General features: G+C 69.3%; 19 protein-coding genes, 1 tRNA gene and 1 pseudogene. 9 read left to right on the forward strand and 12 right to left on the reverse strand.

Going from position 1 to position 23,848, the window contains the following annotated elements:
• Positions 1-13: 13 nt before the first annotated feature.
• A complete protein-coding gene (locus B9C99_RS07365; protein WP_088897413.1) occupies positions 14-9,325 on the reverse strand; it encodes a type I polyketide synthase in 9,312 nt (3,103 codons plus the stop codon).
• A gap of 414 nt (positions 9,326-9,739) precedes the next feature.
• On the opposite strand from B9C99_RS07365, the gene B9C99_RS07370 reads away from it, so the two are divergent.
• From B9C99_RS07370 to B9C99_RS07390, 5 genes are all read left to right on the forward strand, one after another.
• Positions 9,740-10,270 (forward strand): HNH endonuclease signature motif containing protein, encoded by a 531-nt coding sequence (locus B9C99_RS07370; protein WP_088897414.1) that lies wholly within the window; start codon positions 9,740-9,742, stop codon positions 10,268-10,270.
• Positions 10,267-10,764 (forward strand): HNH endonuclease, encoded by a 498-nt coding sequence (locus tag B9C99_RS07375; protein ID WP_088897415.1) that lies wholly within the window; start codon positions 10,267-10,269, stop codon positions 10,762-10,764. Before B9C99_RS07370 ends, B9C99_RS07375 begins: the two co-directional genes overlap by 4 nt.
• Positions 10,765-10,781: 17 nt before the next feature.
• Positions 10,782-10,866 (forward strand) — tRNA-Leu (locus tag B9C99_RS07380).
• 69 nt (positions 10,867-10,935) lie between these two features.
• Complete coding sequence (locus B9C99_RS07385; RefSeq protein ID WP_024100522.1) at positions 10,936-11,352, forward strand: hypothetical protein; 417 nt, start codon at positions 10,936-10,938, stop codon at positions 11,350-11,352.
• On the forward strand, positions 11,349-11,726 hold the full coding sequence (locus tag B9C99_RS07390) for a DUF3817 domain-containing protein (RefSeq protein ID WP_016934294.1): 378 nt from the start codon (positions 11,349-11,351) through the stop codon (positions 11,724-11,726). Before B9C99_RS07385 ends, B9C99_RS07390 begins: the two co-directional genes overlap by 4 nt.
• 78 nt (positions 11,727-11,804) lie before the next feature.
• Here the strand turns inward: B9C99_RS07390 and B9C99_RS07395 are convergent, their stop codons facing one another.
• The 3 genes from B9C99_RS07395 to B9C99_RS07405 form a co-directional block, all read right to left on the reverse strand.
• A complete protein-coding gene (locus B9C99_RS07395; RefSeq protein WP_016693400.1) occupies positions 11,805-12,245 on the reverse strand; it encodes a response regulator in 441 nt (146 codons plus the stop codon).
• Positions 12,242-13,807, reverse strand: a complete 1,566-nt coding sequence (locus B9C99_RS07400; RefSeq protein ID WP_088897416.1) for a CHASE3 domain-containing protein — start codon at positions 13,805-13,807, stop codon at positions 12,242-12,244. Before B9C99_RS07400 ends, B9C99_RS07395 begins: the two co-directional genes overlap by 4 nt.
• A 70-nt stretch (positions 13,808-13,877) precedes the next feature.
• Complete coding sequence (locus B9C99_RS07405) at positions 13,878-15,062, reverse strand: PP2C family protein-serine/threonine phosphatase (protein WP_216359291.1); 1,185 nt, start codon at positions 15,060-15,062, stop codon at positions 13,878-13,880.
• A gap of 158 nt (positions 15,063-15,220) precedes the next feature.
• On the opposite strand from B9C99_RS07405, the gene B9C99_RS07410 reads away from it, so the two are divergent.
• Positions 15,221-15,595 (forward strand): STAS domain-containing protein, encoded by a 375-nt coding sequence (locus B9C99_RS07410; RefSeq protein ID WP_172414886.1) that lies wholly within the window; start codon positions 15,221-15,223, stop codon positions 15,593-15,595.
• Positions 15,596-15,650: 55 nt separating this feature from the next.
• Complete coding sequence (locus tag B9C99_RS07415; RefSeq protein WP_088897419.1) at positions 15,651-16,118, forward strand: ATP-binding protein; 468 nt, start codon at positions 15,651-15,653, stop codon at positions 16,116-16,118.
• 82 nt (positions 16,119-16,200) lie between these two features.
• On the opposite strand, the gene B9C99_RS07420 is transcribed toward B9C99_RS07415, so the two are convergent.
• A complete protein-coding gene (locus B9C99_RS07420; protein ID WP_088897420.1) occupies positions 16,201-17,442 on the reverse strand; it encodes an oxygenase MpaB family protein in 1,242 nt (413 codons plus the stop codon).
• Positions 17,443-17,498: 56 nt separating this feature from the next.
• On the opposite strand from B9C99_RS07420, the gene B9C99_RS07425 reads away from it, so the two are divergent.
• Together B9C99_RS07425 and B9C99_RS26335 are read left to right on the forward strand one after the other, a co-directional pair.
• On the forward strand, positions 17,499-18,122 hold the full coding sequence (locus B9C99_RS07425; protein ID WP_229567846.1) for a TetR/AcrR family transcriptional regulator: 624 nt from the start codon (positions 17,499-17,501) through the stop codon (positions 18,120-18,122).
• Positions 18,123-18,287: 165 nt separating this feature from the next.
• Positions 18,288-18,581 (forward strand): annotated as a pseudogene (locus B9C99_RS26335) (DUF3349 domain-containing protein); the annotation flags it as partial.
• A gap of 189 nt (positions 18,582-18,770) precedes the next feature.
• Here the strand turns inward: B9C99_RS26335 and rdgB are convergent.
• From rdgB to clpS, 7 genes are all read right to left on the reverse strand, one after another.
• Positions 18,771-19,382 carry an RdgB/HAM1 family non-canonical purine NTP pyrophosphatase gene (rdgB, locus tag B9C99_RS07435; RefSeq protein WP_059383999.1) on the reverse strand — a complete coding sequence of 204 codons (612 nt, stop codon included), beginning with the start codon at positions 19,380-19,382 and terminating at the stop codon, positions 18,771-18,773.
• 7 nt (positions 19,383-19,389) lie between these two features.
• Positions 19,390-20,178: a ribonuclease PH gene (gene rph, locus B9C99_RS07440; RefSeq protein WP_088897423.1), complete on the reverse strand. Its 789-nt coding sequence runs from the start codon at positions 20,176-20,178 to the stop codon at positions 19,390-19,392.
• Positions 20,179-20,212: 34 nt separating this feature from the next.
• Complete coding sequence (locus B9C99_RS07445) at positions 20,213-20,974, reverse strand: cyclic nucleotide-degrading phosphodiesterase (RefSeq protein ID WP_088897424.1); 762 nt, start codon at positions 20,972-20,974, stop codon at positions 20,213-20,215.
• Positions 20,975-21,117: 143 nt separating this feature from the next.
• Positions 21,118-21,744: a rhomboid family intramembrane serine protease gene (locus B9C99_RS07450; protein ID WP_088897425.1), complete on the reverse strand. Its 627-nt coding sequence runs from the start codon at positions 21,742-21,744 to the stop codon at positions 21,118-21,120.
• A gap of 26 nt (positions 21,745-21,770) precedes the next feature.
• Positions 21,771-22,865, reverse strand: a complete 1,095-nt coding sequence (locus tag B9C99_RS07455; protein ID WP_088897426.1) for a P1 family peptidase — start codon at positions 22,863-22,865, stop codon at positions 21,771-21,773.
• Positions 22,862-23,440, reverse strand: coding sequence for a DUF2017 domain-containing protein (locus B9C99_RS07460; protein ID WP_088897427.1), 579 nt, complete (start codon positions 23,438-23,440; stop codon positions 22,862-22,864). Before B9C99_RS07460 ends, B9C99_RS07455 begins: the two co-directional genes overlap by 4 nt.
• A gap of 24 nt (positions 23,441-23,464) precedes the next feature.
• Positions 23,465-23,755 carry an ATP-dependent Clp protease adapter ClpS gene (gene clpS, locus B9C99_RS07465; protein WP_225623816.1) on the reverse strand — a complete coding sequence of 97 codons (291 nt, stop codon included), beginning with the start codon at positions 23,753-23,755 and terminating at the stop codon, positions 23,465-23,467.
• Positions 23,756-23,848 lie beyond the last annotated feature (93 nt).

Here is a 23,848-nt window from a genome sequence, read left to right on the forward strand (position 1 = left end):
CCGAGACCCGCGCCTACTTGCAGCCGGGCAGACCGGAGCGGTACACGTCGTCCTCACCGAGGCGGGCCTCCGGCGAGAGCAGCACGTCCGCCTCGAGCTGACGCGAGGCCGGTGCCGGCACGCTGTCGCCGCCGAGGCGACGATCCGCGGGCCGCTGGTAGAGCGACGCTCCACCGGTCATCGCGTCCACCAGGCGACGCTTGCCGGCCACGGTGCGCTCGGCAGCCTTGGCCAGGTAGGCCTCCCGGCGCTCGGCCGGGATCGCCTCGACGAACGCCTGCGGGTGGACCACCGCGATCAGACCCGACACGTGCCCGAAACCGAGGCTCGTGAGCAGACCCGCCTTGAGCGGAAGCTGCTCGCCGAACCGGATCGGGGTACGCGGCCACACGAGGTGCTCGAACTCCGCCATCTTCTCGTCGACACAGTCGAGGCTGCGGTTCGGCGGAACCACACCCTGCGCGAGGACCTGGCACAGGCCGATCAGCTGGAAGGCGGCGGCGCCGCCCTTGGCGTGACCGGTCAGCGACTTCTGCGAGACCACGAACATCGGGTTGCCCTCGCTGCGGCCCAGCGCGGCGGCCAGACGCTCGTGCAGCTCGGCCTCGTTCGGGTCGTTCGCAGCGGTCGAGGTGTCGTGCTTGGAGATCACCGCGATGTCGTCGGCCGTGAGACCGAGCTTGCGCAGTTCCTTCGCCAGACCCGACTCGCGTCCACCGCGACCCGCACCGAGCGCACCGATGCCGGGCGCCGGGATCGAGGTGTGCACACCGTCGGCGAACGATCCGGCCCAGGCGACCACACCGAGCACCGGCAGGCCCATCTCGAGCGCGACATCGCCGCGGGCGAGCAGGATCGTGCCGCCACCGGCCGACTCGACGAAGCCACCGCGACGACGGTCGTTGGCGCGGGAGAAGCGACGATCGCTGATGCCCTTGGCCTGCATGTCCTCCGACTTGGCGGTCGCGGACATGTCACCGAAGCCGACGATGCCCTCGATACCGAGATCGTCGAAGCCACCGGCGACGACCAGATCGGCCTTGCCGAGCTTGATCTTGTCCACGCCCTCCTCGACGGAGACCGCAGCCGTGGCGCAGGCCGCGACCGGGTGCACCATCGCGCCGTAGCCACCGACGTACGACTGGACGACGTGCGCGGCGATGACGTTCGGCAGGGCCTCCTGCAGGATGTCGTTCGCCCGCGACTCGCCGAGCAGCGTGTCGATGTACAGCGACCGCATCGAGGACATGCCACCCATGCCGGTGCCCTGCGTGTTGGCGACCATCGACGGGTGCACCCAGCGGAGCAGCTCGGACGGGGTGAAGCCACCGGTGAGGAAGGCGTCGACCGTGCTGACGATGTTCCACAGACCCACCCGGTCCACCGAGTCCGCCATGTCGGCGGGGATGCCCCACTTGGTGACGTCGAAGCCGGTCGGGATCTGGCCGCCGACCGTGCGGGTCAGCTTCGCCTTGCGCGGCACGCGGATCTCGGTGCCGGCCTTGCGGGTGACCGTCCAGTCGCCCGACTCGGCGTCGACCGACGCGACCGTGTTCTCCGGATCGGAGTCGACGAACGCGCGGGCCTCGGCCTCGGAACCGACGACGAAGGACAGGTCCTTGTCGAGGAAGACCGAGGTGAGCAACGGAGCCGTGTTGTCGATCATCGCGCCGTCGTCGCCGTAGCGGCGGATGCCGCAACGCTCGACCACCGCGTCGTGGTAGCGGTCGGCGATCTCCGCCTCGGGCACCAGTTCACCGGTCTCGGTGTCGTAGAAGCCCGGCTTGGGATCGTTCTCCCAGCCGATCAGGCCCGTGACCCAGGCGAGCTCGAGCACACCGGCGGCCGACAGTTCCTCGTCGACCTCCATCTCGAAGCGGGTGCGAGCGGAGCCGTAGGGGCCGAGCTCACCGGCACCGACGATGACGACCGTGTCGGCGAGGTCGGCGGTGACCGGGCCCCACTCGGGGGTCGGCAGCGCCTCGGCGCGCGGAGGCTCGGGCAGCGCCGCGATGGTCGCGGTGTCGTCCTCGTCCGCCTCGACGGCGTCGGCCGCGTCCTGTGCCTGCTTCGCGAGCGCCGGCAGGTCGACGTCCACCTCGGACAGTCCGCCGGTGAGGTCCGCGACGAGCGGAGCCTCGGCGGCGAGACGCGTGGCCTCCGGTCCGACCAGCTTCAGCAGCTCGCCGGCCATCTCGTCGGTCGACCAGGTGCGGACACCAGCAGCCTCGACGGCCTCGACCAGCGGGTCGTTGCCGCCCATCAGACCCGTGCCACGCACCCAGCCGATGAGAGCGTGGGCGAGGGTGACGCGCTCGGCCCAGGTGCGCTCGGCGCTCCAGCGGTTGATGATCGCGTCGAGTGCGGCCTTGGCCTCACCGTAGGCACCGTCGCCACCGAACTTGCCGCGGTTCGGCGAACCGGGCAGCACGACGTGCAGGTGGGTGTCGACGTCGCGGTCGTACCCGATCTGCGACAGTCCGGCGATCAGTCGCTCGACCGACCACAGCAGCACCCGCATCTCCATCTCGGCGCGCGCACCGGCGTCGGCGAGCGAGCCCGCCACGCGCGGCGCGGCGAACGGGAAGAGCAGCGTCGGGGTGAGCGCGTCCTTGATCAGCTTCTTGGCGCCACCGGCGACCTCGACGGTCTCGGTGCCGATCCACTCGATCAGGGCGTCGACGTCGCTGTAGGACGCCATGTTCGCGGGAACCACCCACAGTGCGGCACCGGCGCGAGCGTTGCGTGCGTACAGCTCCTTGTAGAAGCCCAGACGGCTGTCGTTCAGCGAGGAGGTGGTGACGACGACCGTCGCACCGCCGGCGAGCAGCTTCGCGGCGACGGCTGCGCCGATACCACCCTTGCTGGCACCGGTGACCACGGCGACCTCGTCCGCGTACTCGGCACCCTCGGTGACGACGGCGGTCTCGGCGATCGCGGCGTAGGTCTGCGCGAGCTCCGTACGACCGGCCTCGATGGCCTTGCGGCCCCAGAACTCGGCGTGCGCAGCCACGGTCCGACCCGCACCGGTGAAGCGCTCGACGTCGAAGCCGTTCGAATCCCCCGTCGCTCCGCTCGCCCCTTCCCCGAGCCAGACACGGGCCAGGTCCTCACGGGCGGTGGCCCAGCGGTCGTCGATCAGGACGGCCTTGCGCTCGTCGAATGCCGGAGCGACCAGACGCGGCCAGTCGGAGCCGAGCTCCGCGGAGACCAGGTCGACGAGTTCGTCGTCGGCCTTGTCGGCCAGACCCGAGACCTGCTCGGTGTGGCCGAGCTGCTCGAGCACGAGGCGGGCGGCGCCGGCGAGCACCCCGTCGCGACCGGTGATCTGCTCGGCGAACTCGCCGAGGGCAGCGGCGTCGACCGTCGCTCCCCCGCCGCCACCGGCGGACGGCATCGACACGGCGATTCCGCGACGCGAGGCCACCGACTGCACGGCGGCGTCGATCAGCTTGTCGACCGAAGCGGCGTCCGCGAGGGCACCGTCGGTCAGGCCGCCCAGGTCACCACCGCGGACGGACGAACCGTCGCGGCTACCGAGAGCAGCTTCGGCGGTGACGTGCGACGCCCAGCCCTCACCGAGACCCCACACCTTGGTGACGCGGTCGGCGATGTAGGCGGGACGCTTGCCCGACGGACCGAACACCTTGCGCAGATGGTCGTTGATCGAGTCCGACAGCACCGGGCCGAAGGGGCGGTAGGTGCGGGCGAGACGGTCGACCGTGCCGGCGAGGGCACCCATGTCGGCGTCGGCGGCACCGTCGATCGCGCCGAGCGAGAGCTCGGAACCGAGGTCGACGAGGAGCTGATTGCGGCGCGAGGACACGCCGTCGCACAGCGCCTCGATGGTGTCGGCGGGGCCGATCTGGTCCGGGCGCAGCTTCGTCCACAGGGCGATGAGCACCTTGGTGGCGTCGGCGGCCTTGAACGCGATGTCGTCCGGGGTCGGTCCACCGGCCGGCGCAGCGGGAGCCGCGGCAGGCGCCGGGGCCGCAGCAGCGGCGGGAGCAGCCTCGGCGGCCGGTGCGGCCGGCTCGTCGTCCTCGACCGGAGCGGGATCGGTGTCGGTCGAGTACACGATCGACGCCTCACGCTCGATGTTGAGCACCTCGACGGGCTGACCGAAACGGCCGGGCAGCTTCAGCGTCTGCGACGCGAGGTTCGCGACGGTGGGCGCGCCACCGAGGCCGACCTCGACGAACCGCTCGACACCGAGACCACCGTCGGCCTCGTCGGCGAACAGCAGGTCCTGCGTCTCGATCCAGCGCACCGGCGACGCGAACTGCCAGGCCAGCAGCTCGGCGAGCACCACGCGGGTGAGCTCGACCGGCTTGGCCGACCAGCTGTCGAAGTCCGCGAGGACATCGGCGAGCGGCTGCGACGGCACCAGGTCGGCGATCTCCTGGATGAACTCGCGACCCAGGTTGAACGGCCTGGGTACGAGGTTCGGGATGTACCGGCCGATGAGGATGTTCGGGTCGATCTCCTGCGGCAGCAGGGCGAGCAGGCGCTCGCGGAAGTCGTCGACACCGCCGCGCAGCACGGTCGAGTGGAACGGCACGTCGATGCCCGGAACCAGGATGAACGCGCGCTTGCCACCGAACTCGGCGACCTTGCGCTCGATCACGGACTCGAGGGCTTCGAGGCCGGCGACCGTACCGGCGATCGCGTACTGCGATCCGCGCAGGTTGAGGTTGACGATCTCCAGGAATTCCCCGGTCTCCTCGGCGACACCGGCGACGAAGGCCTGCAGGTCCGCATCGTCCACACCGAACTGCGACGGCCGGATCGCGGCCATGCGGTAGTTCGAGCGGCCGTGCTCGTCGCGCGGCACGAGGGCGTGCATCGCGGAGCCGCGCTGGAAGACCACCTCGAGGACGGCCTCGAGCGGCAGCACACCGGCGACCGCGGCGAGCGCGTTGTACTCACCCACCGAGTGACCGGCCAGGAAGGCGTCGTCGACGAACGCGCCCGCCTCCTTGAGCTCGGCGATCTGCGCGACACCGAGGGTCGCCATCGCGACCTGCGTGAACTGGGTCAGGTGCAGCACGCCGTCGGGGTGCTTGTGAGTGACACCGCGGGCCTTGAGAACCGTCGGGTTGTCGCGGACCACGGCCAGGATCGAGAAGCCGAGCGCCTCGCGGGTGTGCTTGTCGGCGCGCTCCCAGATCTCGCGGGCGGCCTTCGAGCGGGCACGGGCGTCGAGGCCCATGCCGGGACGCTGGATGCCCTGACCCGGGAAGGCGTAGACGGTCTTCGGCGCGGCGATACGGCCGGTCGCGACCATCACCAGATCACCGTCGACGCGGCAGCCGACCTCGACGACCTCGGCTCCACCGTCGGTTGCGATGCGGTCGACGCGCACGTCGATCTTCGCGCCCGGACGGACCATGCCCAGGAAGCGGGTGGTCCACGCCGTCAGGCGACGGACCGGCAGCTTCGCGTCCTGCTCGATCGCGGTGACGACCTGCTGGGCCGCGGCCGACAGCCACATGCCGTGGACGATCGGGCTTCCGAGACCGGCGAGCAGCGCGGCATTGTCGGAGGTGTGGATCGGGTTGTGGTCGCCGGAGACCTTCGCGAAGGCGCTCATGTCGGTCGGCGCGACGATCACGGCGTCACGGCGGCGACGACGCGGGGTGTCGGTGACGGCCTCGGTGAGAGCGCCACCGGCGCGGACCGGATCGGCGAGATCGGCGGTGCCGGTGCGGCCGCGGATCGCGAACCGCTCGGCCAGGGTGGCGACCACGCGGTCGCCCGAGCCGTCACCGCTGTCGGCGGTGATGACCACGTCGACCTCGACGACGCGACCCAGGTCGGTGTCGGAGACACCGGTGACCTCGGCCTTGACGCCCAGGAAGGCCGGATCGGTGGGCAGACCGTTCTTGACGTCGATCGCGTGGTCCAGGTGAACCAGGTCGAGCATGCCCTCGATGACCGAGAGATCGGTCTCGGTGCGGGCGGCGCCGAGCGCGGCGAAGACGGCCGGCCAGCAGGCACCGACGAGCACATCGGGCACACCGTTGCCGCTCGGCGTCAGGGTCGCGGGCAGACCCGAACCGGTGACACCGGCGTGGTCGGCGATCTTCTCCGGGAGCCAGCCCAGTGTGATACGGGCAGCGCCCTTCTTGACCTCGGGCAGTTCCTGACCGGCGGCGACACCGAGCAGAGCGGACATCGACGCATCGGCGTCGGCCTCGGTGACGACGGGCGCGCCACCGGAGACGACCGAGGCGGGCACGGTCAGGCGGATCTCGACGGCCTTGTCGCGCACCAGCGGAACCCGCAGGCCGACGTGCTCGTCGTCGAGGATCGTCAGGGTCGCACCCGTCGGGGCGTGCGAGGCAGCGGTCTCCGACTCGACGGTCCACTCGTCCAGATCACCGAGACGGTGGATCGGGTTGCGGGTCTGGCGACCCGCCCACGAGACGTCGGGCGAGGACAGCACGGCGTCGAGCAGACCCGGCGCGATGTCGCGGTGGCGACGCGCGGGAAGCTCGACGGGCTCCGCTCCCTCGGCGACGAGCTCGTCGGCCGTGGCCTTCTCGAAGCGGTCGAGGAGTTCACCGACCGGCTCGTCGACGCGGGTGATGCCGGCGACGGCGACGGTGCCGGGGATGACGCAGACCTGGTCGGCGGAGTACCGCGGATCGTGGGCCTGCCACAGCGAATCCGAACGCCACCAGCGACGCACGTCCTGGTCGACGACCGGAACGAAGTTCACGGGCTTGCCGGGCGTGCGGCACAGCGACACGAAGAACGGCACGTCGGCGGGGTGCAGCACGACGTCGCCCGCGTCGGGGTACTGCGCGAGCAGCGACTTGATCGCGGCGTACGGGCGCTCGAGCACCGCGTCGTCGTCGAACAGCGTCGGGATCGGGCCCCGGCAGACGGGGTGCAGACGGGCTTCGGCGCGCTGCAGCATGTCGCGGAAACGCTCACGCCACGACACGTCCAGCCACGGGCTGGTGTGCGCCTCGGCGAGGACGTCCGCGAGATCGGTGCCGCAATCGAACTCGGCACCGTTGTCCGCGCCGACGGCCAACTCGAGGTAGCGCTCGAGCCACTGCAGGTAGGTCATGGTGTCGAGGTCACCGAAGTACGGCTTCGCCGTTCCGTTCAGGGCCTCGATGATCTCGTCGCGGCGTGCTGCCACGGCGTCGGCGTCACCGGCGACCTCGTCGAGCAGGCGACCCGTGCGCGATGCGGCGTTGTCGATCTCGTGGATGTCGGCACCGAGCTGGCTGCGGCCGGAGGCCATACCACCGGTTGCGGTGCCGGCGGCGACCCAGTCGGGGGTGCCGGGAGTGTCGGCGAGAAGCTGCTTGACCTCGGGAGCCGTCGTGGCCTCGAGGGTCGCCATCGCGGCGGTGCCGACGAGGATGCCGTCGAGCGGCATGGCCGGGAAGCCGTAGACGGTCGACCAGCGACCGGTCAGGTACTCGGCCGCCTTCTCCGGCGTACCGATGCCACCACCGACGCACAGCACCAGGTTCGGGCGCGTACGCAGCTCGGCGTAGGTGTCGAGGAGCAGGTCGTCGAGGTCCTCCCACGAGTGGTGACCACCGGCGCGGCCGCCCTCGATGTGGGCGATGACCGGGTAGTCCGGGACCTCGTTGGCGATGCGGATCACCGAACGGATCTGCGCGACCGTGCCCGGCTTGAAGGCGACGTGCTCGATGCCTGCCTCACGCAGGTCGGAGATGATCTGCACGGCCTCGTCGAGCTCCGGGATACCGGCGGTGACGACGACACCGTCGAAGGGCGCACCCGCCGCGCGGGCCTTGGGCACGAGGCGCTTGCCGCCGACGTGCAGCTTCCACAGGTAGGGGTCCAGGAACATCGAGTTGAACTGGACGGCGCGACCCGGCTCCAGCAGCTCGGTGAGCTCGGCGACGTGGTCGGCGAAGATCTGCTCGGTGACCTGGCCGCCACCGGCGAGCTCGGCCCAGTGTCCGGCGTTCGCGGCCGCGGCGACGATCTTCGGATCGACGGTCGTGGGGGTCATGCCCGCGAGCAGGATCGGCGAGCGGCCCGTCAGGCGGGTGAAGGCCGTCTCGACGGCGATGCGGCCGTCGGGCAGCGCGACCGGCTTCGGAGCGAACTCCGACCAGGCACGCGGAACCTCGGGCTCGGCGCCCGGGGTGAGGAGGTTGCGCTGACCGCCGCGGGTCGCGGCGGCGATGATGCCGACGCCCTGACCACGCAGGCCCGAGCTGGTCATGCGGGTGAGGAGCTCGCCCGGACCGAGGTCGAGGATCCACGAGGCGCCGGACGCGACGGCGGAGTCGACCTGCTCGACCCAGTCGATCGGGGAGACGAGGATGGCCTGCGCCAGGCTGCGCGCGAGCTCGGCGTCGAGCTCGCAACGGGCGGCCCAGTCGGCGACCTGGTCCACGGCGTCCGCGAAGGCGGGGTGATGGAAGCCGACCTCGGCCGCGACGGGCTCGAAGGTCGGGGAGAACACGGCGCCACCGCGCTTCTTGGCCTCGCGCTCGCGGGTCTCCGCGGCGGAGATCTGCTCGCAGCGCTGCTGCACGCGCTCGAGGGCGGCGGGCGGGCCCGACAGCACGACACGACGACGGGCGTTACGGATGGCGACGACGGCGCTGCGCTCGGGATCCTGGCCCTCGAAGACCTCCGCGACGATCGCGCGCAGGCGCTCGGGGTCGACGTTGGCGACGGCGAGCATCGGGTACTTGCCGGCGCCGGAGATCAGGCCGCGGCGGCGACCGACGAGGGTCGCGGCGGCACCGATGAGCTGAGCGATGGCGAGGATCTCGGCGTCCTTGCGGCCGGCGGCGGCGACGGACTCGACGGCGAGGACGCCCTGCGAGTGGCCGATGACCGCGCTCGGCGCGACGGAGTCGACGTCGAGGCCCTGGTTCGCGAGCGCGCGCAGCGCGGCGACCTGGGTGAGGAAGACGCCGGGAAGCGACACGGCGGCAGAGGTGAGAGCTGCCTCGGAGGGGCCGGCGGGCGCGTCGTCCTCGTCGGCGAGTTCGGCCTCGAGGATCCACGCGACGGGGTCGAAGCCCGTCGGGCGGACCACGACGAGGTCGCTCGCGACCGGGGCGAGGTGCGCGGTGGCGCGGTTGACCAGGTCGGTGAGGACCGGTTCGAGTCCGTTGTCGCGGCTGAGCTCCTCGAGCGAGGTGAGCCAGGGGGCACCCTGGCCGCCGAATGCGAGCGCGTAGGGCTCACCCGCGAGGAGCTTGTCGACCAGGGCACGGGCCGGAGCGGCTGCCGTGGACCGATCGGTGGTGCGTCGTGATGCCTTCGAGTTCCGTCCGTTGTCGCCTGGTGTGGTCTCGTCGATCGTCACGCGTGTGGTTCCTCTCCTGAACACCCCGGCGTCGAGGCTTCGTATGTCAGCGCTGCGCGCCGGTGTGCTGCTGGACTAGTGGTCCGCTGTTCGGGCACGCCCAGGTTCGCACAAAATCATGAGGGGTTCCTCATGTTTTGTTTCGCGCAGTTTGCCCAGCACCTCCCCCACCAGTGATTTCCCTCACATGCCCGCTCGAAAGTAACTGGTCGGTAACCCGAATCACTCCTGGCTGCGCCGATGCGTGGACGTCCATGAACCCGAGGAATCCCTCACGTTTTTCGTTATCAAATCGTTACCTATTGACGGGCGTCGCGGATCGTGCATCGCAAGATCGAAAAAGTGTCGGTGCCCCGCGATAGCTTTTCGAGCGAATCGAACAAATATTCGATAGGGGGCACGGTGGGGAGAAGGGTGAAGTACACGCGGGAGGTTCTCGAGGAGGCGGTCGCGAAGGCGACCAGCGTCGCGGGCGTGTTGAGGCAATTCGGATTACGGGAAGACGGCGGCAACCATGCCAACATCAGCCGACGAATCAAGCTCTACGGAATCGACACGTCCCACTTCCGGGGTATGGCCCACCAGAAGGGGATACCGCCTCGGAACCGCCTGCACTGGTCGGAGGTGCTCACGGTCTCACCGGCCGGCTCCAACCGCAGAGAAGCTGCCCGCCTCAGACGAGCGCTCATCGAATTCGGGCGGTCGCACAGGTGCGAGAACTGCGGCACCGGTCCGGAATGGCAGAAATCGCCGCTCGCACTGCACGTCGACCACATCGACGGCAATCCGAACGATTCCCGTCCGGAGAACCTCCGCTTCCTGTGCCCCAACTGCCACAGCCAGACACCCACCTGGGGCAGGAGGATCCGACACAACCGACCGATCCGAGCTCTCGACGCGGCTCCAGCCGAGTCGAGCATCGAGGTGGAAGCGGGGGCACGGTGACGCGACCGGTCAAGTACACGAAGGAGATGCTCGAAGAGGCAGTTCGCAGCTGCGTCAACTTCGCCGACGTCATGCGGTACTTCGGTCTCAAACCCAACGGAGGACATCACACGCATCTGACCCGCAGGATCAGGGCACTCGGTATCGATACGTCCCACTTCACCGGCCGCCCTCCCGTTCAGGGTGGACCTGTGGTGAAGCGGCACTGGACCACGATCCTGGTCGAGACACCGGCAGGCTCGCCACGAACCAAACCTCATCTGCTGCGTCGGGCTCTCGTCGAGTCCGGTCGCCCACACGAATGCGAAGGTTGCGGCACGGAGCCATATTGGTACGGCCGGCCGTTGGTCTTCCACGTCGACCACATCGACGGAAATCCCAACGATTCGAGACCCGACAACGTCCGGTTTCTGTGCCCCAACTGCCACACCCAGACACCGACCTGGGCCGGGCGGCGCCGCTTCACCTTCCGTAGGGAAGAGCCGTCCTCGTGACGTATTGTGTCCGTGACGCGCGAGTGGCGGAACGGCAGACGCGCTGCGCTTAGGACGCAGTGTCCATAGGACGTGGGGGTTCGAGTCCCCCCTCGCGCACCACGTGACCTCACCCACGGTGCACCGACCGGTCTTGGCAGGTCGGTGCACCGTTCGGGTACCGTCGAGGGCGTGTCCGAGCATCGCCCTCCCCGCCGGTTGGCCCTGATCATCCTGGTTCTGGTGGCCGCGGCCGGATGCCTCGGCCTCGGTTACTGGCAGTGGGTCCGGTTCGAAGCGGTCGGCGGCACCTACCAGAATCTCGGCTACGCCCTCCAGTGGCCCGCCTTCGCCTTCTTCTGCGTCTACGCATACCGGCGCTTCGTCCGCCTCGAGGCCGAGGAGCAGGAAGCCGAGAGCACCGGCGGACGACGCCCGTCCGAGCCGGACGAGCCCACCGAGATCCCCGAGGATCTTCTTCCCACCCGTCCGCGCACGCTCGCCGAGGCACGCGAGCAGGAGGCCGCGGATCCCGACGCACAACAGATCAACGAGTACAACGAGTACCTCGCGCAACTCGCGCGCAGGTCCGATAGGAGCGCTCAGTGAGCACGACCCCCGAGCAGGCGTCCGGCCAGGCCACCACGCCGCGCGTCGTCAGTGACGCCGACCGGAAGAAGATCCGGTCCGCTCTGCTGCGTTACCGCGTGCTCGCCTACGCGACCGGTATCTGGCTGCTGATCCTCACCGGTGAGATGGTCGCCAAGTACATCATCGGTGTCGAGAACGTGCCGGCCTGGATCGCGATCGTGCACGGCTGGGTGTACGCGGTGTACCTGGTCCTCACCTTCGACCTGTCGATCAAGGTGCGCTGGCCGATCGCCCGGACGGTGTGGACGCTCCTGGCGGGCACCATCCCGTTCCTGTCCTTCTTCGTCGAGCACAAGCGCACCCAGCAGGTGAAGGCCGACTTCGGCGTCTGAGCCGGCCACCTCCTCGAACACGAATCGGGCGGATCCTTCGACAGGATCCGCCCGATGTCGTCTGTAGACCACGCGCGCTCAGCGTCGCGGCAGGCGCACCACCTGGACGAAGAACTCGTCGATCTGGCGCACCGCGCGGATGAACTGGTCGAGGTCGACCGGCTTCGTCACGTACGCGTTGGCGTGCAGCTTGTAGCTGCGGAGGATGTCCTCTTCCGCTGCCGAGGTGGTGAGGACCACGACGGGGATGTCGGTGAGGTCGGTATCGGACTTGACCTGTTCGAGGACCTGCCGTCCGTCGTACTTGGGCAGGTTCAGGTCGAGGAGGATCAGGTCGGGCCGAGGGGCGTTCTCGTACTCCCCGCGCCGGTAGAGGAAGTCGAGTGCTTCCTCGCCGTCGCGGACCACGTGAAGGGTGTTTCCGATCTTGTTGTCCTCGAACGCTTCGCGCGTCATCAATTCGTCGCCGGGGTCGTCCTCGACGAGGAGGACGTCGATCGGCCGCCCGGAAACGCTCATGCAGATGCCCCTTTCAGAGCGACTTCGGTTGCAGACATGTCGTCGCCTGCCTTGGGAATCGTAAAGCAGAACCGACTGCCCTCCCGATACTGCGGGTCGAGCCAGATCTCTCCACCGTGGTATTCGACGATCTTGCGGCAGATCGCGAGGCCGATGCCGGTGCCGGTGTACACGTCCCGGCCGTGCAGTCTCTGGAAGATCACGAAGACCTTGTCGGCGAACTCCTCGGCGATACCGATGCCGTTGTCCTGCACGGAGAATCGCCAGAACTCGTCGTCCCCGTCGACGATCTCCTCGCAGTCGACACGGATCTCCACGGGCCGGTCTTCTTGGCGGAACTTGATCGCGTTTCCGATCAGGTTCTGCCACAACATGATCATCAGTGTGGGATCGCCCACGATCGTCGGCAGCGACTCGGGCCGGGCGATCTTCGCCCCGGATTCCTCGACCGCCTGGGAGATGTTCGTCAGGGCCGCGTCGAGGGTCACGTCCAGTTCGGTGCGGACGTGCGCGTCGCTGACGCGTCCGACGCGGGAGAAGGTCAGCAGGTCGTTGATGAGCACCTGCATCCGCTTGGCACCGTCGACCGCGAAGGCGATGTACTGGGTGCCGCGTTCGTCGAGCTTGTCGCCGTAGCGCTTCTCGAGCAGCTGGCAGAACGACGCGACCTTGCGGAGCGGCTCCTGCAGGTCGTGCGAGGCGACGTAGGCGAACTGTTCGAGTTCGGAGTTCGAGCGCCGCAGTTCCGTCGCCTGGTTCTCGAGTTGCTCCTCGCGGTCGTGCGCGACCTGCAGTTCGCGCACGATGCGCTCACGCATGTCCTCGACGTCGCGGCCCAGCGCATAGATGTCGGCGGGGCCCTGCGGCTCGATCTCGCGCTCGAAGTTCTGCCCCGCGACGACGCTGCGCGAGCCCTGCCGCAGGCGTTGGATCGGACGGACCACGATCATCTGGAGCAGGACTGCCAGGCCCACACCGGTGAGGAGGAAGACCACGACCATGCCGGCGAGGATGCGATCGCGCGTGATCCGCGTGTCCTCGAGCGTGGCGATGCCGTCCTCTCGGGCCTGCGTGAGGTCGGCGTTCTGGACGGCGAACGCGGCCCGGATCCGGTCGAAGGCGTCCCGTCCCGCTGCGACGACGGCGGGGTCGACGAACTGCGGCTGCCCCGGCACGACCGTGGAGATGAGCGGCTGGGCGTACACGCGCCGCCATTCCGCCGCGTGTGCCTCGATCGCGTCGAGGTCCGCCATGAGATCCTCCTCGTCGCCGACGAGGGCGCGCAACTCGGCGGCCGCGGCCTCCTCCTCGCGCCGCCCCTCCTCGTAGGGCATGAGGAAATCGGGATCGGCGGCGAGGATGTAGCCCCGCGCGCCCGTCTCCTGATTGATCAGTGCCGATTGCAACCGGTACGCCTCGACGCGGGCGGGCTGGATGCGGTCGCGCACGTAATTGGAGTACTCCGTCGTCTCCCGGAGGAAGTGACTGCCGACCACGGTGCCGACGACCACCAACACACCCATCACGCCGAGTACGAGCAGGAACCATGCCTGGACCGTCATCCTGCGAGACGGAGGGCGACGCACGTCCCCCGCCTCCGCCGTTGCGTCGCTGTTCGTCATGCGGTGATGATCACTTCCTGTTCCATTGCACGTGGACGACTGCCACGTCGTCGGACAGCCCTCCCCTACTGTCCGCGAGTTTCTCGGCACCGTCGATCAGCGAGTCGGTGAACTCGGCAGCCGGCAGATGGGCGCGTTCGCGCGCGAGCTCGAGGAGTCCTTCCTCACCGAGTCGTTCCGGGCCGTCGCCCCGATGACCCTCGAACAATCCGTCGGTGAACAACACGATCGCGCCGTCCTCGGGCAGATCCAACTCGTGGACGGGCCAGGTGGCCACTCCCGGCACCAGGCCGAGAGCCGGACCACCGGGCGCTTCGACCCAGTCGATGGTTCCGCCGTGGCGGAGCAACAGCCCGGGATGACCGGCCCGCATGACCTCGACGGTGCTGCGGTCGGCACACATCGTGAGGTTCGTCATCGACGCGAAGAAGCGGCTCTCGGTGCGCTCCGCGACGAGGATCTCCTCGAGCTGGTGCAAGCGGCGGGGACCGTCGACCCCGCTGAGCACGAGCGTGCGCCACGCGATGCGCAGGCCCACGCCGAGGGCTGCCTCGTCGGGACCGTGACCGGAGACGTCGCCGATGAGGACGTGGACGGTGCCGTCGCCGGTCTGCACGACGTCGTAGAAGTCGCCGCCGAGAAGAGCCGACGACCGGCCGGGTCGGTAACGGGCGACGACGTCGAAGTCCTGCCCGTCGCGCAGGAGCGGCGACGGGAGCAGGCCGCGTTCGAGTCGGGCGTTCTCCTGCGCGTGAAGCTGACTCGCCTGGAGTTCCGCCGCCGCGATCTCGGTCTGCTTTCGCTGGATGGCGTAGCGGACGGCGCGGCCGAACAGATCGGGTTCGACGCGTCCCTTGACGAGATAGTCCTGGGCGCCCACGGACAGCGCGGCGAGGCCGGTCTGTTCCTCCGCGAGGCCGGTGAGGACGACGATGGGGACGGAATCGGTGATCTCCTGGATACGGGCGACGGCTTCGAGGCCGCTCGCATCGGGCAGGTGGAGGTCGAGAAGTACGCAATCGGGAGCCGATGTGGCGAGTTCGTCGCGGGCCTGCGCAAGTGTCTGCACCCACACGACGGTCATCTCGGGGGCACTGTCGACGACGAGTTCCTCCACGATGAGCGCGTCACCCGGATCGTCCTCGATGAGGAGCAACGACGGTGGTTCGACCGACTCGCTCTGCGCTCGGTGCATGTCCACTCGGCGCCCCTCCCTCCCTGCTCGAAAGGGAACATTACAGACTCGACGACAGCATAATCACAGGGTGGTCACGGCGGGTCGCGGCCACGGCCGACGGACCGATGTGTGCATCTATCGGCACGATCTTGCATGATGGCAAGGTGAACGATCCCATGACCGCGCATCCGCATATGACTCTTTCCACGACCCGCAACGGCTCCGTGGCCGTGCTGTCCGCCAACGGCGAAGTCGACATGACGAGTGCCCCGCTCCTCGAGCAGGAAGCCCTCGCGCTCCTCGACTCCGACATCTCCGGACTGATCGTCGACCTCAGCGGGGTTGATTTCCTCGCTTCGATGGGTATCGCTCTGTTGGTCGAGTTGTCCAAGCGAGCCGCCGACAGCACCGGTTTCGCCGTCGTGGCACACGGCAGTGCCACGGCACGCCCGCTCGAACTCCTCGGCCTCGGAGAGGTCCTGGCGATCCATCCGAAGCTCGACGACGCGCTCGTCGGCCTCGGTGCCTCGCCGGAAGGCGTCTCCGAGTAGACCGCCGTACCCGACGAACCGAGGAGCCATGTCGTCTGCGCCCGAGGAGTCAGCTTTGCTCTTTCCCGACGAGATCCGTTCGTCGGGTGTGCACGCCGACCCGACCGAGATTGCAGGCCTGCGGGTCGTCACGAGGCGGTGGCTGGCGAAGCTTCCCCTCAGCGAGGACCAACGACAGGACATACTGCTCGCGAGCTACGAAGCGCTCGCGAATGCCGTCGAGCACGCCTATGCGCCGGACGATGCGCACGGGACGCTCGACTACGAGGCGACGTATCTGCCCGACGAGGGTGAGGTGGTCGTGCGGGTCGTCGACCACGGCTCCTGGCACGACGCCGTCGACAGCGATGCCCGACGTTCACGCGGTCACGGGCTGACGCTGATCCGCAATCTGGCCAGCGACGTCCAGGTCTCGGCCGGCCCGAAGGGCACGGTGGTCGAGATGCGCTGGATCCTCGACGAGACGGACGGGGCAGAGGACGACAGGGCGGAGGACGAACTCTCGTCCCACGACGCGAGCTGATCTGCGCGGTAGGCACGCGTCGCGAGTTCCCGATCGAAGCGGCCGCGGGAGGAGCACGATGCTCCTCCCGCGGCCGCTTTCGTCATACCTGCAGGGCGCCCACGTCCGGCTTCGCGGCACCGAACTTCAGTGCCAGTTCGCGGCGTGCCGCACGGTCGCCGAGGTGTTCGAGCAACCGGCGCCCGGGAGCCGATCTCTTCAGGACCTGCGATTTGACGATGTTCGTCGCGACGACGGGGACGACCGCCCAGGGCGGGGTGACCGGTAGCCCCAGATCGTGGAGTCCCTGCTCCCCGAGGAAGAAGCGCAGCATGCTGAGCAGCCGCAGTCGTTCGTAGGCACCCCGGACCCGGGAGAAGCGTCCGTAGTCGAGCGTGCGCTGACCGTCGACGAGCGCGCGGGACAGATCGGCGCCCGCGGGTGTGACGTCGTCCTGCACGAGCACCACATGGTAGTTGAAGCGGTGCTGCTCGCGTTCGGAGTCGAACAACCATTCCTCGTCCACGCCCATGAGCCAGCCGACGTACTTCCACAGGTGCATCACGGCGCGGGATTCGTCGCGGCTCACGGTGTAGCCGAGTGCGCGAACACCCAGGAGCAGGGTGCCGTTGAACAGTCCGAGGGTCGCGGCCTGGTCGGTCTGGTTGATCGGCAGTCCCCAGTGCTCGATGTCCCATCGGCCGTTGTTCTCGAACCGGTCGTTGACGAGTGCGTGCATGGCGCGTACGTGCACGGTGAGCTTGAAGCCGTCCCCGTTCCGGCGCATGCCGCCGGGCTCACCGACGGCGGTGCCCCACTTCTGGGTCTCGCCGAGACGGCGCATGGCGGTGGATCCGGTGAGTCCGCCGGTCTCGACGAGGAGGTCCGGCGGCCCGCCGAAGCGGTAGCCACCGATGAGCGACAGTTGGAGCAGCACGTCGTTGCGGGTGCGGCCCATGCGACGGAATGCCCGTGCACCCTTCTCGAGCAGGTCCCGGTCCACCCAGTCGGGGACGGTGTCGACGACGGCGAAGAACTCGCGCAGCGCAGCGGGTGCATCGGGTACCGCGTCGATCCCGTGTTCCAGTGCCCGGTGGAACTGCTTCATGGTGACGCGTTCCGGGTCGTCCCGGTCGCGGCGCATACCGCGGACGAGCGCGGCCCCCACCTCGTCGCGGGCGAACATCCTCCGGCCGATGCGGTCGAGCAGGTGCTGATCCACCTCGTGGATCCGGGCGAACTTCTTCAGCGGTCTCCCGATGCGCTCGTTGCGGGGCCGATTGCCCTCGTACCGCGTGGGGTACGGGCGCGTGCTCTCGTCCCGTAGCAACTCCTGTGTCACCATGAGGCGATGTTCACACGAGCTGTTACTCGCGTTCAATTCGCGTTTCCGGTACGGCGATGAGCCCGAGCGACCGGCGCCGGCGGCGCGCGCCGCAACAGGAACGTTCCCGCGCGATGGTCGAACGGATCATCACCGCAGGTCGCACGGTTCTGCTGGAAAACGGCTATGAAGGTGCCTCGACGAACCGGATCGCGCGCGTGGCGGGGATCAGTCCGGGCTCGCTGTACCAGTACTTCCCCGACAAGGACGCCATCGTCGCGGAGGTGGTGGACCGCTGGACGGACGGGATGCATGCTCGCATTTCGCGCGTGTTCGCGGACGCTCTCGAAGGCCCGCCCACCCCCGTATCGGTGCGCGACACGATGGGCGAACTGCTCGACGCGCTCGCCGAGAATCCGCGCCTGCTCCAGGTGCTCATCGAGGAACTACCGCGCTCGTCCGACAGCCGGCTCGCCGCCTTCGAACGACGGATCGACGACCTGCTCAACATGTGGCTGCGTTTCCATCTCCGCGGGCGCGGCGACCGTCCGGTGGAGGCGATCGCGTGGATTCTCGTGCGTACGGTCGAGAACGTGGCCGTCTCGTACGTTCTCGACCGTCCCCCGGTGCATCGGGACGTCGTGGCCGACGAGCTCACCGCCATGGTCACGGCGTATCTGCGGGACATGTCGCTGCCCTGAAAGGGGACATGTCGCTGCCCTGAAAAGGGGCATGTCACTGCCCTGACGGGGCGAATCCGGTGTTCCTCGCTATCGTGGCGGGAACCCTGTGACCCTGACAGGGGGTCCCGGCCGGACATTTCGGGTTCGAACGGTCCGTGCGGGACGGTGAGTGAGGAGGCGACGATGGCGCGTTGGAATCCACGGGTGGTACTGGACTGGTTGCGTGCGGGATATCCCGAGGGGATCCCGGCGAAGGATCACTTCGCGTTGCTCGCCGTGCTCAAGCGTCGTCTCACCGACGAGGAACTCCTCGAGGCGATCGAGACGGCAGCGGCGACCGCGTCCGAGCACCCGGAGCGGCAGGTCGACCACGACACCCTGCGGAAGATCGTGGCAGGGGTGATCCACGAGGAACCGGACCCGCAGGACGTCGAGCGCGTCCGTGAACAGCTGGTCGCTGCGGGCTGGCCCGTCGTGGGCGGTGAACTCTCCCGCGGCGACGAGCCGACCGGACCCGCCGAACCGGCTACGCAATCGACGGCCGAGACGGCTGCGGCGCCGGCACCCGACGCTGATGCTGCATCGGATACCGGCGCCGAGGAGCCCGTGCGCGAGGAGCGTGGGACGCAGGCCGGCGCGCGTTAGCGGCTCGCGGCGAGCCGCGAATCAGGCGCTTGCGGCGAGCGCAGCGAGGGCGGGCACGAGCTGGGCGAGTGCCCGTCCTCGATGCGACTGTGCGTCCTTCTCCTCCGCGGACAGTTCCGCGGCGGTGCGTTCCTCGCCTTCGGGGCGGAAGACCGGGTCGTAGCCGAAACCGTTCTCGCCGCGCGGCTCGCGCACGATGCTGCCGCGCCATTCGCCGCGCACGACGGTCGTGACGAATCCGTCGTCCGACGGCACCACGAGCGCGCACGCCGACACGAAGGCCGCGCCGCGACGCTCGTCCGGCACATCCTGCATCTGGCCGAGCAGCAGTGCGGTGTTCGCCTCGTCGTCGCCGTGGCGTCCACTCCAGCGGGCCGAGAGCACGCCGGGCATGCCGCGCAGGGCGTCGACCTCGAGACCGGAGTCGTCGGCGACGCAGGGCATCCCTGTGGCGGCTGCGCCGTCGCGGGCCTTGGCTCCGGCGTTCGCCTCGAAGGTCTCCCCCGTCTCGGGTGCCTCCGGGTAGGGCGGGACGGTGTCGAGACCTACGAGTTCGATGCCCTCGATCCCGGCGCGGTCGAGCACGCGCTGCAGTTCGCGCAGCTTCTTCGCGTTGCGACTTGCGACCAGCACCCGCACGTCAGACTCCGAACTTCTTCTTGACGATCTCCGCCTCGACCGGCTCGGGCAGGGTGCCCGGGTACGGCTCGGCGAGCACCTCGCGCTGGATCCGGCACAGTTCCTCGATGCCGGCGAGCGAGGAGTCGAGCATCGCGTCGAGCGTGGAACGCGGGAAAGTCGCGCCTTCGCCGGTGCCCTGGACCTCGACGAGGGTGCCTGTCTCGGTGGCGACGACGTTCATGTCGACCTCGGCGCGCACGTCCTCCTCGTAGGGCAGGTCGAGACGGACACGTCCGTCGACCACGCCGACGCTGACGGCGGCGATCTGGCACGAGACGGGCTGCGGGTCGGCGAGGCTGCCCGCGGCACGCAGGTAGGTCACCGCGTCGCACAGTGCGACATAGGCGCCGGTGATCGCCGCGGTGCGGGTGCCTCCGTCGGCCTGCAGCACGTCGCAGTCGATCGCGATGGTGTTCTCGCCGAGCGCGGCGAGGTCGATGCATGCGCGCAGCGACCGGCCGACGAGCCGGCTGATCTCCTGGGTGCGGCCGCCGAGCTTGCCCTTGACCGATTCGCGTCCGCTGCGGGTGTGGGTGGCGGCGGGAAGCATCGCGTACTCGGCGGTCAGCCAGCCGAGACCGGAGCCCCTACGCCACCGCGGGACGCCTTCCTCGACGCTGGCGGTGCACATCACGCGGGTCTGTCCGAATTCGACGAGCACGGAGCCCGCCGGGTGGTTGGTGAAACCCCGGGTGATGCGAATGTTCCGGAGTTCGTCGTCCGCTCTGCCGTCTTCTCGTGTCGTCACTCGTCCGAGCCTAGGCGATCCGGGGACGGGCCTTTCAGATGCGGTACACGTCTCCGGCGGTGACCGCGTGGACCGGTCCGGAGTACTCGGCCTTGGCCTCGGCGATGACGTCCTCGCGGGAGGTCCACGGCGGGATGTGGGTCAGGAGGAGTTCGCCGACACCCGCGAGGGCTGCGACGCGACCGGCCTCGGTACCCGACAGGTGCACGCCCTCGGGGCGTTCCCCCGGCGCGTGGGTCCACGACGCCTCGGCGAGCAGCACGTCGGCGCCGCGGGCGAGTTCGACGACCGAATCGCACATCCCGGTGTCGCCGGTGTAGACGAGGGTGCGGCCGGAGTCGCTGGTGATGCGGAAGCCGTAGGCCTCCGGCGGGTGGTGGACGCGGCCGGGGCAGATGGTCAGGCTCCCGAACCGGATCTGCTCGCCGTCGCCGAGCATCCGGACGTCGAGGGTGTCGCTGACGTCGTCGACCTCGCCGGGGATCTCCGCGGACGCCACGCCGATGCGGTGGGCGGTGCCGGCGGGACCGTAGGTGAGGACGCGACCTTGCGGCGGCGACGGGGAATAGCGGCGCCAGACCAGCAGACCGGGCAGGTCGAGGCAGTGATCGGCGTGCAGATGCGACAGCAGGATCGACACTTCGCCGGGGTCGGCGTGGCGCTGGAGCGCACCGAGGACGCCGGGACCGAAGTCGATGACCAGGGGTGGGGTGTCCGGTGCCGTCAGCAGATAGCCGGAGGCTGCGGAATCAGGCCCGGCCACACTGCCCGAGCACCCCAGAACGGTCATGCGCATATCAGCCATGCTGCCATGCCGAAGGTCCCTCGATGAAGCCAACGCGCGTATTGCGGCGCAGACTCACAGTGGCCGGGAAGGTGTGACGCGCGGATCGTTCTGCCTCTTCGCGCGGCCGATCGGTGGGTTGTCGACGTGGGTGGTCAGCGTGGCATGACGGAGGTGGTGGTGCGGCGGGCGCGACGCGCGTCCGCGGACAGCGCCCATGCCGCGAGGACGCCGCCGACCGCACCGAAGAAGTGCCCTTCCCAGGAGATCCACGGTTCGCTCGGCAGCACGCCCCACAGCATGCCGCCGTAGAGGAACAGCACCACGACTCCCAGCAGGATCTGCCCGGCCTTGCGGGTGAACACCCCGCGCACGATCAGGTAGGTGAGCCACCCGAAGATCAGGCTCGACGCTCCGATGTGGGTCTCACCCGAGCCGGCGATCAACCACGTCCCCACCCCGGCGACGACCCAGATGATCGCTGTCGCGGCCAGGCCGCGCCCGATGCCGGAGAGCAGCACCAGGAAGCCGAGGACGAGTGCGGGCACGGTGTTGGCGGTGAGGTGGGCCCAGTCGGCGTGCAGGATCGGCGCGAACAACACGCCCCACAGCCCGTCGGCGGTGCGTGGTTCGACACCGGCCGCGTCGAGATCGGCGGGGAGCACCGCATCGACGGCCTCGATGCCGTAGAGCATCGCGACGAACCCGCCGATCCACAGACCGGCACGTTGCCAGATCGGCCGGATGCGGGTGTCGGCGCCGGTACCGCCGGGAATGGTCATGGCACCATTCTGCCGTCACGTACCGGTCAGCGGCCGAAGACCGAGGGCAGCACGTCGCGGTAGGCGGGGATGTCGGCCACCGAGGTCGCGGACAGGATGGCGTCGACGATCGCGCGTTCGACCACCACCGCCGCGGCCTCGCACACCGCGGCGAGGATCGGCAGTTCGGCGGCGAAGGCCGGGATCGACGGGGCATCGCCCAGTGCGTCGGAGACGTCGGCGGTGCCGGTCGAGAGCGCGAAGATCGTGTCGCCGTCGAGCGGGGAGTGCGCGGGACGTATCGCGCGGCCGAGACCGTCGTGCCCGGTGACCGCGACGCGACGGCACGCGGCCTTCGACAGCGGTGCGTCGGTGGCGACCACACCGATCGTGGTGTTGAGGACGGTGCCCTTGTCGCCGAGCGCGCGGGCCGCGGCCAGATCCGACGCGGAGGGCGACGACAGTCCGAGTTCCTCGGCGCGCGCGGCGTCGACACCCCAGGGCAGGCCGGTCACGGGGTCGAACACCGAGCCGACGGGGTTCGCCACCATCAGCGCCGCCACGGTCACCCCGGCCGCGGGGCCGTCCGTGATCCGCACGCTCGCCGATCCGATGCCGCCCTTGAGCGCCCCGGCGCGGGCACCGGTGCCCGCACCGACACTGCCGCGCGCGAAGTGTGTGGAACTGGCGGTGGCCGCGGCGGTGCAACCGGAATCGGCGGTCGGGCGCGCGGACCACTGCCCCACCGGCAGGTCGAAGATGACGGCGCCGGGGACGATCGGGACGACCGCGCCGGGCGCGCCCATCGGGATCCCCTTGCCGTTCTTCTCGAGATAGCGCATCACGCCGTCGGCGGCAGCCAGCCCGTATGCACTGCCTCCGGTGAGGAGCACCGCGTCGACGCGCTGCACGGAGTGGCTCGGATCGAGCAGGTCGGTCTCCCGGGTGCCCGGTCCCCCGCCGCGCACGTCCACCGAGGCGACGGCGGACGGGTCGGCGAGCACGACGGTGCATCCCGTGGCGGCGCCCGTACCGGGAACCTCGGGGGTGCCGACGGTGACCTCGGGATCGAGGTGCTGCCAGTGACCGACACTCAGACCCGCCACGTCGAGCAGCGAATCGGTCGGTCTCGGCACGATCACGGCTGCAGCGCCTGGACGAGGGAGTCCTGCATCCACGTCAGCCAGTGGTAGACGTCGAGATGCGGGGCACGCGGATCGTCGTCGTCGAGGACGTCGGGGGTGTCGGCGTCGATGCCGAGGGTGGTACCGAGCGCGAGCCGCACGTCGTTGAGTCCGTACAGCCAGGCCTCGGCCTGTTCGGGATTGAGCACCACCTTGCCGCCGCCCTCCGGCACGGTGCGCAGGATGACCGCGCCGGCGGCGAGCTTGGCGTCGATGATGCTCGGTTCGTGCAGGCTCCGCATCGCACCGTTGAGGTCGGCTGCGTCGTCGCCGACATCGGCGACGGCATCGGCGTCGGGGCGGTGGAACTCGGGTAGGAGGCGTCGCAGCGCCGGGATCTCGGGCGGGGTGGCGTTACCGGTGCGCAGGCCGGTCAGCGCCGCGAGGTCGTCCTGCGGGGCCTGTCCGGCGCGTTCCTCGAGCATGCCCAGCACGGAGGACACGAGCGACCGCAGCACCGACGCTTCGTGGGCGTCCATCTCCGACCGGAGCTTGGGGCCGCTGAGCGAGTTCTTCCTGGTCCACTGCCGCACGTCGGTCGGGCCCTCCTGTGGGGATCATTCGTCGCGTTGCATCGTCGCCCACAGTCCGGCGGCGTGCAGACGCTGCACGTCGTGTTCCATCTTGTCACGCGAACCACTCGACACGACGGCCTTGCCCTCGTTGTGGACCTTGAGCATGAGCTCGGTGGCCTTGGCCTTGCTGTACCCGAACAGCTTCTGGAAGATGAACGTCACGTAGTGCATGAGATTGACGGGGTCGTCCCAGACCACGGTCACCCATGGCCTGTCGACCGCTTCGATCTCCTCGACGATTTCGGCCTCGGCCGGAACGGCCTGTCCCGCCATGGCCCGAACGGCCTGGGCCGCCGTCGATCGGACGTCGAGCGGAGTGGTCGTACTACACGGCGCCATGTTCCCAGGGTACGACTTCGGAGCATC

The sequence above is a fragment of the Rhodococcus sp. BUPNP1 genome (assembly GCF_002215235.1).
GTDB lineage: Bacteria > Actinomycetota > Actinomycetes > Mycobacteriales > Mycobacteriaceae > Rhodococcus.